The 16,090-nt window shown below is 67.2% G+C and carries 14 protein-coding genes; 11 read left to right on the forward strand and 3 right to left on the reverse strand.

What is annotated here, in order from left to right:
• Positions 1–18 precede the first annotated feature (18 nt).
• Genes NG1_RS24315 through NG1_RS24325 form a run of 3 tightly spaced genes read left to right on the forward strand, consistent with a single transcriptional unit; the run spans position 19 to position 3,163 of the window.
• Entirely contained in the window at positions 19–1,332 is a 1,314-nt protein-coding gene (locus NG1_RS24315) for an ABC transporter substrate-binding protein (protein WP_062974607.1), read from the forward strand.
• A gap of 50 nt (positions 1,333–1,382) precedes the next feature.
• A complete protein-coding gene (locus tag NG1_RS24320; RefSeq protein ID WP_062974609.1) occupies positions 1,383–2,258 on the forward strand; it encodes a carbohydrate ABC transporter permease in 876 nt (291 codons plus the stop codon).
• 56 nt (positions 2,259–2,314) lie between these two features.
• A complete protein-coding gene (locus tag NG1_RS24325; RefSeq protein WP_062974611.1) occupies positions 2,315–3,163 on the forward strand; it encodes a carbohydrate ABC transporter permease in 849 nt (282 codons plus the stop codon).
• A 91-nt stretch (positions 3,164–3,254) separates the two neighbouring features.
• Here NG1_RS24325 and NG1_RS24330 read toward each other — a convergent pair whose 3' ends face one another.
• Positions 3,255–3,671, reverse strand: a complete 417-nt coding sequence (locus NG1_RS24330; RefSeq protein WP_062974492.1) for a VOC family protein — start codon at positions 3,669–3,671, stop codon at positions 3,255–3,257.
• Between the two features lie 10 nt (positions 3,672–3,681).
• Positions 3,682–4,518 carry an AraC family transcriptional regulator gene (locus tag NG1_RS24335; protein WP_062974493.1) on the reverse strand — a complete coding sequence of 279 codons (837 nt, stop codon included), beginning with the start codon at positions 4,516–4,518 and terminating at the stop codon, positions 3,682–3,684.
• Positions 4,519–4,996: 478 nt separating this feature from the next.
• Here NG1_RS24335 and NG1_RS24340 point away from each other — a divergent pair, with 478 nt between their 5' ends.
• The 5 genes from NG1_RS24340 (at position 4,997) to NG1_RS24360 (ending at position 10,079) form a co-directional block, all read left to right on the forward strand.
• On the forward strand, positions 4,997–5,920 hold the full coding sequence (locus NG1_RS24340; RefSeq protein WP_062974495.1) for a quinone oxidoreductase family protein: 924 nt from the start codon (positions 4,997–4,999) through the stop codon (positions 5,918–5,920).
• A gap of 223 nt (positions 5,921–6,143) precedes the next feature.
• Positions 6,144–7,238, forward strand: coding sequence for a redox-regulated ATPase YchF (gene ychF / locus NG1_RS24345; RefSeq protein ID WP_062974497.1), 1,095 nt, complete (start codon positions 6,144–6,146; stop codon positions 7,236–7,238).
• A 248-nt stretch (positions 7,239–7,486) separates the two neighbouring features.
• A complete protein-coding gene (locus tag NG1_RS24350) occupies positions 7,487–8,449 on the forward strand; it encodes an RNA polymerase subunit sigma-70 (protein WP_062974499.1) in 963 nt (320 codons plus the stop codon).
• 37 nt (positions 8,450–8,486) lie between these two features.
• Complete coding sequence (locus NG1_RS24355) at positions 8,487–8,972, forward strand: SgcJ/EcaC family oxidoreductase (RefSeq protein WP_245660030.1); 486 nt, start codon at positions 8,487–8,489, stop codon at positions 8,970–8,972.
• A 450-nt stretch (positions 8,973–9,422) separates the two neighbouring features.
• Positions 9,423–10,079, forward strand: a complete 657-nt coding sequence (locus tag NG1_RS24360) for an HAD family hydrolase (RefSeq protein ID WP_062974503.1) — start codon at positions 9,423–9,425, stop codon at positions 10,077–10,079.
• A gap of 239 nt (positions 10,080–10,318) precedes the next feature.
• Here the strand turns inward: NG1_RS24360 and NG1_RS24365 are convergent, their stop codons facing one another.
• Positions 10,319–11,758, reverse strand: coding sequence for a cytochrome P450 (locus NG1_RS24365; protein WP_062974505.1), 1,440 nt, complete (start codon positions 11,756–11,758; stop codon positions 10,319–10,321).
• Positions 11,759–11,871: 113 nt separating this feature from the next.
• On the opposite strand from NG1_RS24365, the gene NG1_RS24370 reads away from it, so the two are divergent.
• From NG1_RS24370 to NG1_RS37775, 3 genes are all read left to right on the forward strand, one after another.
• Positions 11,872–12,510, forward strand: coding sequence for a TetR/AcrR family transcriptional regulator (locus NG1_RS24370; protein WP_062974507.1), 639 nt, complete (start codon positions 11,872–11,874; stop codon positions 12,508–12,510).
• A 478-nt stretch (positions 12,511–12,988) separates the two neighbouring features.
• Positions 12,989–14,032 carry a transglycosylase SLT domain-containing protein gene (locus NG1_RS38495; protein ID WP_062974509.1) on the forward strand — a complete coding sequence of 348 codons (1,044 nt, stop codon included), beginning with the start codon at positions 12,989–12,991 and terminating at the stop codon, positions 14,030–14,032.
• 243 nt (positions 14,033–14,275) lie between these two features.
• Positions 14,276–15,892: a hypothetical protein gene (locus tag NG1_RS37775; protein WP_062974511.1), complete on the forward strand. Its 1,617-nt coding sequence runs from the start codon at positions 14,276–14,278 to the stop codon at positions 15,890–15,892.
• Positions 15,893–16,090: the final 198 nt, after the last annotated feature.

Consider the following 16,090-nt stretch of genomic DNA (forward strand, 5'->3'; position numbering starts at 1 on the left):
CCCTGGAGGAGGGCTGTGTTGCGTGCGAATCCCGTCGCCCGGGTCCGTCGCCGGACGCTGCTCGGGTCGGCGCTGGCCGCGCCGCTGCTGGCCGGCGGCGGTTGCGGTTCCGATGACGACGCGCTGACCTTCTTCTTCCAGGCCAGGCCGGAAGAGGCACGGGTGCGGCTGAAGATCATCGACGAGTTCCGGAAATCGCACCCCGGCATCCGGATTCGCACCATCGTGTCGGGGCCGGATCCGTTGCAGCAGATGCTCACCTACTGCGCGGGCGGTAAGTGCCCGGACGTGCTGATGGCGTGGGAGCTGCTCTATTCGGGGCTGGCCGAGCGCGGGGTCCTGCTGGATCTGAACACGCTGCTGGACCGCGACCCCCGCTACGCAGCCGAGCTGAAAGCCGACAGCTACCCGGAGCTGTATGACACCTTCGCTTACGCGGGCGGGCAGTACGCTCTGCCCGAACAGTGGTCCGGCGTGTTCCTGTACTACAACCGGACCCTGTTCGAGGAGGCCGGGATCACCCCGCCCGCACGCTGGCGGGACGCCTGGACGTTCGACGAGTTCCTGGCCGCGGCCACGGCGTTGACCAGGCGCGACTCGTCCGGACGGACCCGGTGGGGTTTCGCCGACGCCTGGGTGCCGTACTTCTCGGCGGCCTGCTTCGGCATGAACAACGGCGCCGAATGGTTCTCGCCCTCGGTCAACCCGACCAGGACCAACCTCGGCGATCCGCGCTTCGCCGAAGGCTTCCAGTTCTACGCCGATCTCGCCGTACGCCACCGCGTGGCGCCGAAAGCCGCCGACACGCTCTCGGTTTCGGCGCCCGACCTGTTCCGGCGCGGCCGGGCGGCGATGGCGTTGGGCGGGCACTGGCTGTACTCCGAATTCGCCGGGCACGACGATCTCGCGATCGACGTCACGGTGCTGCCGGTCGGCCCGCACGGCGGTCCCGGTGCCATCACCGACGTCGGCAGTACCGGCCTGGCCATCGCCGCGGACAGTCCGCGCGTCGAACAGGCCTGGGAGTTCGTGAAGTTCGCGACCGGGCCGGTGGGGCAGGCGATCATCGCCGCGTCCGGGCTGTTCGTTCCGGTGCTGAAATCGGCCATGAGTTCACCGGGTTTCGCCGCCGCACACCGCGAGGTCCGCAACCTCGAGGTGTTCACCGACGGCCCGGCCAGCTCCCGTCCTCTGCCGGTGACGCCGGCGTGGGGGAAGGTGTCCGCCCTGCTCGAACGCGGCTCCAACCGGGTGCTGCGCGGCGCCGCCACCGCCGCGTCCTTGGACGGGCGCTTCGCCTCCGACGTCGACGCGCTGCTGGAGACACCGTGACCGGCGCGCAAAGGTCGCAAACATCGGGCAAAAGGGGTGTGGCCTCCCGGTTGGCGCGGCGTCGAGAACGGGCCGGGTGGGCATTCGTCGCGCCCAACGTGGCGGCCGTCGCGATTTTCTTGTTGTTCCCGTTGGGATTTTCGCTCTATCTGAGTTTTCATTCGTGGGACTTGTTCAGCCCCATGCGTTTTGTCGGTGTGGACAACTACCGGCGGCTGTTCGGTTCCGACCCGTTGTTTCTCATCGCGTTGCGCAACACGGCGGTTTTCACCGTATCGACCTTGGTGCCGACGGTGGGCATCGGACTGGTCGTCGCCGCCGCACTGAATCGAAAGCTGGCCGGTATCGGCCTGTTTCGCACCATCGCGTTTCTGCCGTTGGTCGCCTCGGCGGTCGCCATGGCCGTGGTGTGGCGGTTCCTGTTCACCGACGACGGGCTGCTGAACTCGGCGCTGGGCGGGCTCGGCATCGGCGCGGTGCCGTGGCTGACCGACCCCGACTGGGCGCTGGTCTCGCTCAGCATCGTCACCGTGTGGAAGAGCGTGCCGTTCGCGACGGTCATCCTGCTCGCCGCCATGCAGGGCGTGCCGGAGACGCTCTACGAGGCCGCGAAGATCGACGGAGCCGGTGCGCTGCGGCGGTTCTTCGCGATCACGCTGCCGCTGATCCGAGGGCCGTTGTCGTTCGTCTTCATCATCACGATCATCAATTCGGTGCAGGCATTCGACCAGGCCTACGCGCTGACCGGCGGGAACGGGGGACCGGAGACGGGTACGTACCTGTTGGGGATCATGCTGTTCCAGCACGCGTTCGGCTTCTACGAGGTGGGTTACGCCTCCGCGCTCGCCTGGGTGATCTTCGCGATGCTGTTCCTGCTGACCCTGGTGCAGCTGCGGCTGGCCCGGCGTTCGGAGGTGGAACAGTGAACACCTACGAGGTGGTGCGGCGCGCACTGCCGGTCCGGCGCGACCGCGCGGGCGTCGTGTTCGGCCGGGTCGACCGGGCGATCGTGCGGCGGCTGCTGCGCGGGACCGCGATATACGCGGTGCTGGTGGGCATCGCGTGGTGCGCGCTGCTGCCGATCCTGTGGGCGGTGTCGGGCTCGCTGAAGCGGGACGGTGAGATCGCCGACGCGGCCTTCCTTCCGCAGCGGCCGCAGTGGTCGAACTACGGAAAGGTCTTCGAACTGCTGCCGATGGGGCGGATGCTGCTCAACACCACGGTCTACGCGCTGTGTGTCACGGCGGGGCAGGTCTTCTTCTGCTCGCTGGCCGGTTACGCGTTCGCGCGCCTCCGTTTTCGCGGGCGGGACGTGCTGTTCCTCGCCTACCTCGCGACGCTGATGGTGCCGCTGACCGTGACGGTGATCCCGCAGTTCCTGCTGATGCGGGCGTTCGGCTGGGTGGACACCCCGTGGGCGATGATCGTTCCCGGCCTGTTCGGCAGCGCGTTCGGCACGTATTTGATGCGGCAGTTCTTCCGCACGCTGCCCGACGAACTGGAGGAGGCCGCCATCCTCGACGGCTGCAACACCTGGCAGGTCTACTGGCGGGTCCTGCTGCCGCACACCCGTCCGGCCCTGATGGTGCTCGCCGTGCTCACCTGGATCACCGTGTGGAACGACTTCCTCTGGCCGCTGGTCATGATCCAGCGCGAGGACGTTGCCACCGCGACACTGGGCCTGGTCCGGCTGCAAGGCCAGTACCACACCCAGTGGCCGATCCTGATGGCCGCCGCGATCGTCATCCTGGTTCCGCTGCTGGTGATCTACGCGATCGCCCAGCGCGCGTTCATCCGCGGCATCGCGATGTCGGGGCTCGGCGGGCGTTGAGCAGGACCTCGCCCGCCAACGGGGAAGCTGCCGCGGGGCCTCGGCAAGGCCCCGCGGTCAGGTAGCGGACGGGCGTCGTCGGCCGCGCCGATCAAGCGCCCCAATAGGTGCCGAAGCTCCAGAGGTTGCCCTCCGGGTCGCGGACCGTGAAGCCGCGCGAGCCGTAGTCCTCGTCGCGCAGGTCGCGGACCACTTCGGCGCCCGCGGCGGTCGCGCGGGCGAACAAGGCGTCGGGCTCCTCGCAGACCAGATAGACAGAGTCGGTGCCGGTCGGGCGGGTGCCGAACGGGCTGTCGTCCTTGCCTGCCGAGCCGAACATGACGCCGCCGCCGAGCGGCCAGCGCAGTTCCGCGTGCTCGACGATCGACGGGTCGTCCTCGCGGGTGTAGAGCGCGGCTTCCCGGAAGCCGAACGCCTCGACGAGGAAGGTGGCCATGGCGCGGGCATCGCGGAAGGTCAGCGCGGGCCAGACGGCGGTGCGGGTGCTGGTTTCTGTCGGATTCGTCATGGCTGAATCATCATCCGGCGGACTCGTCGGCGGCTTGGACGGATGGAACCTCCTCGGCGAGCCAGACGGTCGGGCTCGTCCCGGCGAGGTCGGCGAAGTCGCGGTCCAGATGGGCCTGGTCGTAATAGCCGCACGCGGCGGCCACCTGGGCGATGGTGATGTAGGACGGCGTGTGCGCGAGCATGCGGCGGGCTCGTTCGAAACGCGTGATCCGGGCCGCGAGCTTCGGGCTCAGCCCGAACTCGCGATTGAACCGGCGCGTCAGATGCTGCCTGCTCCACCCGATCTCCTCGGCCAGCGGGCCGACCGCGATCGCGCCGCCGGAACCGACCACGGCGCGCCAGGCCCAGGTGAGTTCCGGACGCACCGCGCGGTCGGGATCGGCGAGCGCGCAGAGCACCCGATCGCATACGGCGAAACGTTCCGGCCAGCTCGGCGCGGATTGCAACCGTTCCCACAGCTCGAGGCCGACCGGACCCACGACGTCGGACAATTCGACCGACGTGTCCCACAGCGCCGCCGCGGGCATGCCGAACAAGGTGCGGCAACCGAGTGGCGTGAGCGCCACGGCGACGCCCTCCTGGTGACCGTCGTGCGCGATCAGCGCCGTGCTCTCCTGTAGGCCGCTCAGCACGCACCGGTAGTTCCGCGGAGACTGTCGCGGATCGGTCTGCTCGACGACGTCGATCGTCGGGCCGATCCCGACGATGAAAGTCATGTGCCGCGAAGGCAACCCACGATGGGTCGCCGCCGCGAACCCGGACATGCGATACCCGATATAGCGGTCGATGAAGGCGGCGAGCACGGGCGCCGGACGCGCCGTCACCACCTCCGTGGTCGGCTCCATGCTGGTCAGGCTACGCCGGGGGACCGACAGATGGCGCGATCAGCCGACGTCGACGTGCTTGTGTATCGCCGTTTTCGTCGGAGGCCGATCGAGCAGGCAGGTGGCGAGTCGTCGCGGGTGAGGCGGATGCCGAACAGCACGTTCCCTCGCCGCGGTGCGGTAGGGGCCTTTGGCCGCATGGTCGGTGAGCTGTGGCGCGCGGACGATCCTCCAGCACCGCCTCGCTCGCCGATTGTTCGGGCTCAGGGTGGTGGTCTGCGTGCCGCGGACGATGGCGCTCGGCGTGATGCCGGCGCGAGTTCGGGCGGGTCGGCTGACGCCTATTGGAGTCGGCCCGGGCGCATGGCTACGACTTACCCGGGTGGCTCTCCGCCGATTCCAGCCGCCGGTGAGATGTACCACTACAGCGTGTAGTGGACTGTCTTCGCCCGTCGTGATCCGGTTACCGTTACGCCTTCTAACGATTTCTGGAGGTGTGATGCGGCGGGTGCAGTACGAGCGCAGCGGTGGTCCCGAGGTGCTCGAGCTCGTCTCGGCCGAGGTCCCGACGCCAGGGCCGGGGGAGTTGCTGGTCCGTGTCGAGGCGGTCGGGGTGACCCTGCCGGTGGTGCGAAAGGTGCGTGAGCAGCGCGAACCGATCGCGTTGGGCGGCGAGGTCGCGGGTGAGGTGGTCGCGGTAGGCGATGGCGTCGAGCGGTACACGCCCGGCTACCGCGTGACCGGGCTCGTATTCGGACACGGCTATGCCGACTACGCCTTGCTGTCGGCGGCCATGGCCTCGCCGATTCCCGACGGAGCGTCGGCGGTCGACGCGGTCGCGCTGGTGCGCAGCGGTCTGGTGGCTCTGGGCGCGCTCAGTGCCGCGTCTCCGCAGGAAGGCGAGTCCGCCTTGATCACCGCCGCCGCGAGTGGCGTCGGTCATCTCGCGGTCCAGCTCGCGCGGGTGCGCGGCGCGGCCCGAGTGGTCGGCGCGGTGTCGGATCTCGCGAAGGCGGATTTCGTACGGAATCTCGGAGCCGACGACGTGGTCGAGTACAGCCAGGAGCCCTGGGGCGCTCCCGCCGACTACGTGCTCGATGCGGTCGGCGGCGACCTCCTGACGCCCGCGCTCGCGGCCCTGGCCCCCGGCGGCCGTTTGGTCGCCTACAGCTCCGGCGGCGGCGCCATCGAGGCATACGACCTGCTCGTCGGCGCGAAATCCGTCATCGGCTTCCAAATGGCCCGTATCGCGCAAAAACAGCCCGACCTATACGAGCACTGGCGCCAAGAGCTGTGGCAGTACTTCGCCTCCGGCCAACTACGCCCCGCCGTGCACGCCGAATACTCCCTCGAGGAAGCCGCCGCCGCCCACGCCGCCATCGAGCATCGCGCCAACCTCGGCAAAGTCGTCCTCATCCCCTGACGCGCGCCTCGCGAGTGGCACATGATCGCGCCGAAGCCAAGCGAGAGGGCTGCTTCGTGGTGTGCCACTCGCGGCATGGGCGGGGATCGCCGGGGCCGGTCGTGCCCGACGGCGATGTCAGTGTTCGTGTCGTGGGCGGAGAGGTATCGGCGCTGGTGTGGACGCTCGAGTTCGGGCGGCCGCGGGGGAGTGGAGCCGGTGCGCCGCGTAGACTCCCTTCCTCGTGAGTCTCACCCTCGGAATCGTCGGCCTGCCCAACGTCGGAAAGTCGACGCTGTTCAACGCGTTGACCAAGAACGACGTGCTCGCCGCGAACTATCCCTTCGCGACGATCGAGCCGAACGTCGGCGTGGTCCCGCTGCCCGATCCGAGGCTGAACAAGCTCGCGGAGATCTTCTCGTCCGAGCGGATCGTGCCCGCCACCGTGTCGTTCGTCGACATCGCCGGCATCGTGAAGGGCGCCTCGGAGGGCGCGGGCTTGGGCAACAAGTTCCTCGCCAACATTCGCGAGGCCGACGCCATCTGCCAGGTGGTGCGGGTGTTCGCCGACGACGACGTGGTGCACGTCGACGGCCGCGTCGACCCGAGCGCCGACATCGAGGTGATCGAGACCGAACTCATTCTCGCCGACCTGCAGACCCTGGAGAAGGCGGTCGTGCGGTTGGAGAAGGAAGCCAAGGTCAAGAAGGACCGCAAGCCGGTCGCCGATGCCGCCAAGGCCGCGCAGGAGATCCTCGACAACGGCACCACCCTGTTCGCCGCGGCGGACAAGGTGGACACCGAGCTGCTGAAAGAACTCTCGCTGCTCACCACCAAGCCCTTCCTCTACGTCTTCAACGCGGACGAGTCGGTGCTCACCGACGAGGCGAAGGTAGCCGAGCTGAAAGCCTCTGTCGCTCCGGCCGACGCGGTCTTCCTCGATGCCAAGGTGGAAGCCGAACTGCTGGAACTCGACGAGGAATCCGCCCTCGAACTCCTCGAATCCATCGGCCAGACCGAACCCGGCCTGCACGCCTTGGCCCGCGCAGGCTTCCACACCCTCGGCCTCCAGACCTACCTGACCGCGGGCCCGAAAGAAGCCCGCGCCTGGACCATCCACCAAGGCGACACCGCCCCCAAGGCCGCAGGCGTGATCCACACCGACTTCGAACGCGGCTTCATCAAAGCAGAGGTCGTCGCCTACAAAGACCTGGTCGAAGCGGGTTCCATGGCCGCAGCCAAAGCGGCGGGCAAGGTGCGCATGGAAGGCAAGGACTACGTCATGGCGGACGGCGACGTGGTCGAGTTCCGTAGCGGATTAGCGTCTGCGAAGAAGTAGGGTAGCGCGCACCTCGTTGCTGGTAGAGACTCTGCTGGGCCCCGTCCGGTATCTCGGGTGGGGGCCCAGCCGTACGGCCGGGCTGCGCGCCGGTCGGTTCGGTCAGCGCGGTATGCGGCTGAAGCGGATGGCCGAGAGGTCGGCCATGGCCGGGCTGTTGACGACCCGCGTGGTGGTCGACCTTCCGCAGCGGATGACCACCGCAGTCGCCGATCTGGTGCTTGTGACGGTCGTGGAGATGAGGCGTGATGACGAGGGAAGAAGGCTTCGATCGTCGGATCGAACCGTTCCGGACGGAGCTGCTGGCGTACTGCTACCGGATGCTGGGCTCGGCGCACGACGCTGAGGACCTGGTCCAAGACACGTATCTGCGGGCGTGGCGGGCGCGGGAGCAGTACGACGAAACGCGCAGCTCACTGCGCACCTGGCTCTACCGGATCGCGACCAACGTCTGCCTGACCGCGCTGCAGACTCGCGGCGGCCGACCGCTGCCATCGGGACTGGTGGCAGCGGCGGATCCGCTCGGGCCGTTCGTGCGGGGAGAGCACGCCGCCTGGCTGCAGCCCTTACCGGATTCATTGCTGGACAACGCCGATCCGTCCGGGACCGTGATCGATCACAGCAGCCTGCGCTTGGCATTCGCTTCCGCCTTGCAGCACCTGTCGGCGCGTCAGCGCGGTGCGCTGATCCTGCGTGAGGTGCTCAGCTTCTCCGCGGCCGAGACGGCGGAAATTCTCGGCACCACCGTCGTATCGGTGAACAGCTCCCTGCAGCGGGCGCGCACCCGCCTGAAAGAGATCGGGGTCGGGTTGGAACGGGTCCGCGAACCGTCCACGACCGAGCAGCGCGCCTGGGTCGAGCGCTACATGACGGCGTTCGCGCACGCCGACATCGAGGGCCTCAAGCGTCTGCTCACCGAGGACGTGATTATGGAGATGCCGCCGATGCTCAACTGGTTCTCCGGCCGCGGCAACTACGGCCTGTTCATGGAATGGGTCTTCGAGGCGGCCGGGAAGGACTGGGTTCTCCAGCAGGTCGCCGCCAACGGCGGCCAACCCGGATTCGCCGCCTATCAGCGCGTCGGTGGCCGGTACGAACTGCACACGCTCCAGATCTTCACAGTCACCGCCGAGGGCATCAGCCGGAATTCGGTGTTCCAGGATCCCGAGATTTTCGCGGCTTTCGGCCTGGCGGCCCGACTCGACGCCTAGACCGGAGAGTTTCCTTCCAGCGGCGCGATGAGTTCGGATGCCGCCGCCGGTATGTATTCCCGAGGTCGCCGGAACACTGCAGGCGATCCGACCACCAAGGGAGACTCCGATGTCGAACCATCGCGCCGCAGACGAGGCCGCGATCCAGGCCGTGCTGGCTGATTCCTACAAGGCGTGGGAGGCGGGCGACGCCGACGCCATGGTCGCCAACTACGCCGCGGACGCGACCGCCATCATGACGGGCTCGCTCCGCGACAGTCGTGAGGTGATCCGCCAGAACATGGCACTGGCCTTCGCAGGGCCGCTCGCGGGCAGCTCGACCTACAACAAACAGCTCAGCGTCCGCTTCATCGGCGAGGATGCCGCGATCGTCATCAGCGAATCCGCCATCCTGTTCGCCGGCGAGACCGACGTTCCCACCGACGAACGCAAGGTGAACGCGACGTGGGTCCTCGAGAAGCGCAACCATCAGTGGCTGATCGCCGCCTATCACAACAGCCCGGTACTGGCGCCTGCCCAGTGAGCCGCGGGGTGAACCAGCCACCGAACTGACTGGACGGCTTTCATCCGCCGATGTGGATGAGGGCCGCCCGTCGCAATTGCCTCCGTACAACTGCGGTTCCATCCGCCACGCAACTCGGCTGGTCCGAGACCGGCGAGTATGTAGTTCGGCGGTGCGAACCAATCGGCATGAGCACGCGCTAGTGGCACCAGCCCGTACCCGGGGCCGCCGATCAGCACGAAATCTGCTCGAACGTGATCGGTTGTTCACCAACCGTCTCCGCGCGGAGAGCACCCGCCTCGGACTTCCCGTCATCGACGTCGACACCGTGTCCGAGGAGGATCTGACCAATAGTGTCGGCCAGGTACTCGGACTCTGAGCCGCAAGTGCCCAAGGCACATTCGGAACGCGACGTTACAGGGCGTTGGCCAGCGGCAGTTGTAGCGGCGAGCTAAAAGGTACAGTTGGCTCGTGATTGCGGCGGTTGTCTTCGACGTCGGAGAGACGCTAGTCGACGAGACTCGAGAGTATGGAACGTGGGCGGACTGGCTCGGCGTGCCCAGGCATACGTTCGCGGCAGCGTTCGGAGCAATCATCGCAACCGGTCTCGACTACCGCGAGACGTTCCAAATCTTCCGTCCCGGGTTCGAACTGGACAAGGAACGGCAAGCACGAGCTGACGCGGGACAGGCCGAGTGGTTCGGCGAGGATGATCTCTATCCCGATGCGCGGCCTGCGTTGTCGAAGCTGCGTGAGATGGGGGTTTGGGTTGGGATCGCCGGGAATCAAACGGTCCGCGCGGGAGCACTGCTTCGGGGGCTGGACCTGCCCGCTGACTTCATCGCTACCTCTGACGACTGGGGTGTGCAAAAGCCTTCGCTCGAGTTTTTCGCCAAGGTTATTACGGCGGCGGGCCGACCAGCGGAAGAGATCATCTACGTCGGCGACCGCATCGACAACGATGTGGCTCCTGCGATACAGGCCGGTATGCGAACGGCCTACCTGGTGAGGGGCCCTTGGGGGTGGATCCACCGCAACGAAAAGGAAGTCGCTGATCTGTCCGATTGGCAGATCAGCGATCTCAACGAACTGGCCCACATCGTCGCGACAGAGAATTCCGCCGGTTAGCCGACCAATGAACTGACGGTTGTATGCCAGTCGTACAACCGGCTTCTCCAGCACGGCTGTGGCGGCCGCGTCAGCAAGCTTTGCTGAGCTACCCGCTTCGCCGTCGGACCATGCGGCCCGGCGGCGTTGCGAGCGGCTTGATCAGGAGTCGGAATCTCCACCGCGTCCATGACCGGGGGCAGCAACGCGGCACGCATCGCGTCACCCACAGCGGTTCCGGTCGACGCCGAGCCGGTTCGTCACGCCGCTGAGAACGTCGAGCTGTGTGCGTGTCGATGCCGCAGGTTGATCGGGAGGCCATCGTCGGGGGTGGGGCCTGTGCCCCAGGTGAGTGGTACCTGGTAGCCGGGGGGAACGCTCCACTCGTACCGCAGCAGCATTCGGTGCATGATCGACTTCACGGTCATGCCACCGAAATGCAGGCCGATGCACTTGTGCGCGCCGCCGCCGAACGGCGACCAGGCATACCGATGGATCCGGTCCTCGCGCCGGTGTTCGGCGAAACGTTCCGGATCGAACTCGTCGGGCCGGGGCCACCACCGGGCCAACCGCATGGACGGGTACGCGCCGATGATGATGTCGGTGCCGGCCGGAACGTAGCGACCCAGGATTTCGGTGTCCGCGATCGCCTGACGCATCAACACACCCGCGGGCGCGTACATCCGCAGTGTTTCCTTGAATGCCAGGTCCAGCGACGGCAGCCGCTCCAAGTCGTCGTAGTCGATATGCTCCTTGCCCAGCGCGATCGCTTCCACGCGCAGCCGCTCCTGCCAGTGCGGATTCTTACCGAGCAGGTAGGTGAGCATGGACAACGTGACGGCGCTGGTGTCGTGGGCCGCCATCAAAACGAAGATCATGTGGTTGACGACGTCGTCGTCGGTGAAGGTCTCCCCGGTGTCGCTCGTGGCGTGGCACAGCACGCTGAACAAGTCGGAGCCGTCGCCGGCGCGTTTGGCGGGCAGTTGGGCGCGGAAGTACTGCTCGAGCAGCGCTCGGCCGTGCAGTCCGCGCGACCAAGTGCCGCCGGGTACCGATGCCCGGATCAACGCCTGCCCGCCGACCACGGTGTGCTCGAAGGCGTGCTCCAGCCGCTTGGCCTCCGGCCCGAGCTTCGCACCCACGAAGACCTCGGTCGCGAGGTTGAGCAACATCTGTTTCACGTTGTCGTACAACAGGAATCCCGGCTCCGGGCGCCAGGACCCGAGTTCCCGCTCGATGCCCGGCCGCATCAGGTCGAGGTAGCTGATCAGCCGCGTCCTGGTGAAGGCCTGTTGCATGATGCGCCTGTGATGCAGGTGCTCATCGAAGTCCAGCAGCATGATGCCGCGCCGGAAGAACGGCCCGATCCAGTACTCCCACCCCTTCTCGCTGGAGAAGACCTTGTCCTTGTTGCTCCAGACGACTTCCAGCGCTGCCGGGCCGAGCACGTTGACCGCTCGGCGGCCGAAGAGGTTCGTCCACGAAACTTCGCCGTACTTCTCGAAGGCGTTGCGTCCCCATGCGATCGGATCGCTGTAAACGCGCAGCGAATGTCCGATCAGCGGCGGCCCCGCATCTCCCAGCACCGGCAGTAGGTTGCTCCCGGCCGGCGGTTGGGCGAGCGCAGTCGTCGGGGCGGGATAGTGATCCGCCAGGTCGGCGGCGTACTCCTGGAGCCTGCGGCGAATTCCTGCGTGCATGTGGCGTCCTTTCGCGGCGCTGCGAAGGTTCGAAGCGATCCGGCTCGCCATCAATTGGTGACGTTCCGTCACCAATTGACTCGCACTGGGTGTGTGCTTGTCAAGATGGAGTCATGACCAGCCCATCGACCTGGGGCGGCCGGACCGTCGAGGCGCGCCGCGCCGCCCGCCGCGAACGGTTGATCGACGCCGCGATCGATATCTGGGCCGACAGCGGCTGGGCGGCGGTCAGTCTTCGCAGCGTCTGCGCCCGAGCGGGACTGAACGACCGGTACTTTCGCGAGAGTTTCGCCGATCGGGAAGAATTGCTCGCCGCCGCGTGGGATCACGTCCGGGACGAAACGACCGCCACGCTGATCGCCGCGATCGGCGACCGGCGCGATACGCCGCCACTGGAGGTGCTGCATCGCGCGGTCGAGGCCGTGGTGCTCGGCTTCGCCGAGGATCCCCGTCGCAGCCAGGTTCTCTTCGGCGACCACGCGGGCAGCGAGATACTGGAACACCGCCGCCACGATCTGGTGCTACTCGCCGCCGATTTGCTCGCGACCGGCCTGGAACCCTACCTTCGCGCAGGCGTGGACCGCGAGGAGTTTCATCGCACGGCACTGATGGCTGTCGGCGGGTTCGTGGAATTGACCAGCGCTTGGCGGGCGGGTGCCGTCGCGATAGACATTCCCGGTCTCATCGGTCAGACCAACCGTCTCGGCGACATCCTCGCCGGGCACTATCTCGGAGACCGTCCCCGCTCGTGAGCACCCGCTATGGCCTCGACGGTGGCTGTCTGCCGCCGTCGAGAACGGTTCTGGTCGGCCGACCGAGGAGTTGACGGTGGTATGCCAGTCGGGCAGCCGTCCATCGAGGCTTCGAACCATGGCCGACGAGTCCCACTCCACGAGTGTTCGACGTACGGCCTCGATCCCGTTCCAGCGCAATGGCATACCAGTTGCGCCCGAGTAGGCCGAGGTCTTCCGCGAGGGAGCGGCACGCCTGCTCGGGGTTCCGCTGAGGCAAGAACTCGAGTCCGAACGGCGCATGGGCGGCGACCAGCGGTGCAGTGCCCCAAGGGGTCGATGAGTGCGTTACTCCCAGCGCGGGGAATGAGCCTTTATCCGCTGCGCGATACTCGGCAGTGTCGCAGTGCCAGGCCGCGTGTGGCCTGATGAGGGTTGTCAGGCGTGAGGTGATGATGTTGTTCGCAGATCGGCGGCCGGCCCGGGATCGGGTGCTGCGATGAGTCCTGAGCGCTGGGTGGTGAAGCTCGACCCGCCCGCCGGCATGCGCCCCGGGTTCAAGGAGTTCCTCGCGGCGGTGCAGGAGGGTATTCAGACCTCCGCGGATCTGCTGGCCACCGGTACGCCCTCGCAGGCCCCGGATCTGTTGAAGCTGCTGCGCGACGAGAAGCTCGTCACGGGCGACGAGGACAAGTCCGTCATGGCCGAGGGCTACTCCAGCCGGGTGCGTGAATTCGACACCATCAAAAACGAGATCCACAAGCAGGACGAGAGTGTCGACCTCTCCGCCTACGGCACCTACGACATCTCCAGCGGCGCTTTCGCGGCGGTCAAGCAACACGTCGAAGATCTGCAAGCAGTCCTGCGCGACGTTCCGAAGCCGAGTCCGGGCAAGGAGTTCGTAGACCCGGATCTCCAAAAAAGGGTGGAGAACGCCGTACTGAAGACCGTCGACAAGGTGAACGACGAGATCGAGAAAGCCAACGACAAAGTCCAGACCCACGCGAACGACATCACCGGCTCCGCCCCGACGTACACCCCGACGTCCGCGGGCAGCAACCCCATGCCGAGCAACTACGTGCCGAGCAACTACATGCAGCGCAGCTACTCGCCCGGCCCTGGCTTCGTGCCCGCCGCGACGACCGCCGATTACGCCAGATATCAAGGCAATGTCTCGGTCGACGCCGCGATCGAGGGCGCGCTCGACGCGCTCGGCATCACCGATCCGGTGGCCCGCGAGTACTGGAAGCGCGGTTACCAGGTGCTGATCGAACGAGAATCCGGCGGAAATCCCAACGCCGTCAACAACTGGGACAGCAACGCCGCCGCTGGGAAGGCGTCCAGGGGACTTACCCAGACCATTCCGGGCACCTTCCAGGGCTATCACGTGGCCGGAACCTCCAGCAACATCCACGACCCGGTGGCCAATGTCGCCGCCAGCATGAACTATGTCATGGAACGGTACGGTGTCTCACGGGACGGCCACGACCTGCAAGCGAAGGTCCAGCAGGCAGATCCGAACCGTTCGCCGAAGGGCTACTGAGCACGGACTCCGAGAGCGGGTCCGCGTGGTGGCCCGAGTTCTGTGCTGGGTGGTTCGTCCCGCTGCCCGGTGGTGTACTCCATTCGGTCCTGTTTGCTCGTCGGGTCGAACGGATTTCGATGACGGGTTATCTTTTCCGTCTGGGCCGGGTCGATCGTCCGGTTCGGCGGTAGTGGTCGACGGCCGAGGCAGCTATGTCGCGCTGCGTCTGGAACACTCGATCGTCGGAAAGGTTCTTTGCTGATGTTCCGTCGTTTCACGACCAACGCGCCCACGGGTGCGCCGCCGGTGGATGACCTGGTGGCCGGTGCGCTGCCGGACCGGGTGCAGATCGCGCATGAGCGGTTGGCCCACCAGGACGATCCGGCACTGCTGGAAGCATTGTCGGAGCGTGAGCTCGCCGCCTCCCGCGAGTTGGCCGAGCTCGTGCGCGACTACGAACGCCACGAGAAGCGGGCGCGTATCCAGGCGGCCGCCGATGCCGCGGAGCGCGTGCGGCGCACGGCCGCCGAGTTGGCCGAACGCGAGGCCGCCGATCTGCTGCGGGCCGCGCAGGCGATCGGTGAACAGCGCCACAGCAGCAGCCCGCACGCGAAAGTCGCTCGCCTGCACCAGCGCAAGCCGCGGGTGCTGGGGCTGCTCGCCGGTGTGGTCGCGTTCTCGATGCTGTTCTCCGCGGTCACCGTGCAGCAGAACATCGCGCCGACCGGCGGCGCGACGAATCCGATGTTCTGGCTGTCGTATGGCCTGGAAGCCTTGATCAGCGCGGTACTCGTCGCGCTGATGCTGTCCACGGGGGATACCGCCGAGTGGGGGGTGATCGATCGGCTGTGGCAGGTCTACACCGTCGAGGGCGTCTTGCTGACGGCGAGTATCGCGCTGAACACGTTCCCGTACTTCCGGACGGGCGACATGGCGGGGATCGGCATCCACGCGATCGCACCGATCATGATCGGCGTCGCGCTCGTCACCCACCGGCTCGTCGCCGAGCGATACGGCCGCGCGATCGAGCAAGCGACCGCCGCCGTGCCCGATCACGAAGATCTCCAGGAACGCCTGGCGGCGCTCACTCAGGTCGGCGGAGCCGGAAACCAGATCCTGCCCAGCATTCTCATGGAGCCTGCGGCGACCGTTCAGCAACCCGCCGTTGCGCCACAGCCTGCCTCGGCTCCGCAGGGCGTGGCTGTTGCGGGACAGCGCCCCGACGCTACGCAGCACGAACAAGGCTCTCCGGTCGCAGCAGGGCAGCCTGCCGCCGAGATCTCAGCGCCCGCTCCGGCTCCGGAACTCACGGAGCTGTGGCTGGCGACGACGCCGTTTCCCGCGGTCGGACGGTCTCCCGTCGCGGAGGGCGGTTCGGAAGCGCCTGTCGAGGCCACTGCGGACGAAGCCGTGCTGGACGCGCGACTGGCCGCGGCGGTGCGTCAGACGCTCAACCGGATTCGATTCAGCAAGCCCGGCGAGCAACCGGTGGAGCACCCCGCCGCTGCCGCGCCCGCACAGAACGCCGCGGAAACCGCGGAGACGGCCGACGAGCACGGCGTGCCAGGGGAGACCGCAGAGGCGTCGATCGCCGATGATGTGGCGGAGGCGGTTACGGCGCCCGGGGCCGATGGGGAGCACGACTCGGAGACTGCCGAGACGCACCCCGAATCGAATGTCCGTGCGCTGGAGCCGCTCGACGCGGGCGTGGTCCAGCACTACGCACCCGGTGCGGACGACATGGATCGCCCGGCGCGGATGGAACCGGTCACCTCGGTCGTGGCGGCGAACGGGTCACCGAGCGCGCACGACGCCGACGACATGTCCGCCGCGACAGCGCCGCGCGCGATCAGCGAACCTCAGCTGACTACCCGATAGTCCGGCTCGTCTCTTCGGAGCTGCGAGTAGCCTCGCCGGGTCCTGCGGATCGGTCGACGGCCGATCCCGGGATTCGAGAAAAGCCCCTCACACAGGGGCTTTTCTGCTGTGGGAGTCCGACTCCGATGGGATCGCCGGTTCGGGTGACCGTGGGCCCGTGCACGAATCGGGCAGGCCGAAGGGGTGCGTTCCTTCGTC

This window comes from Nocardia gamkensis NBRC 108242 (assembly GCF_001612985.1).
Taxonomy (GTDB): domain Bacteria; phylum Actinomycetota; class Actinomycetes; order Mycobacteriales; family Mycobacteriaceae; genus Nocardia; species Nocardia gamkensis.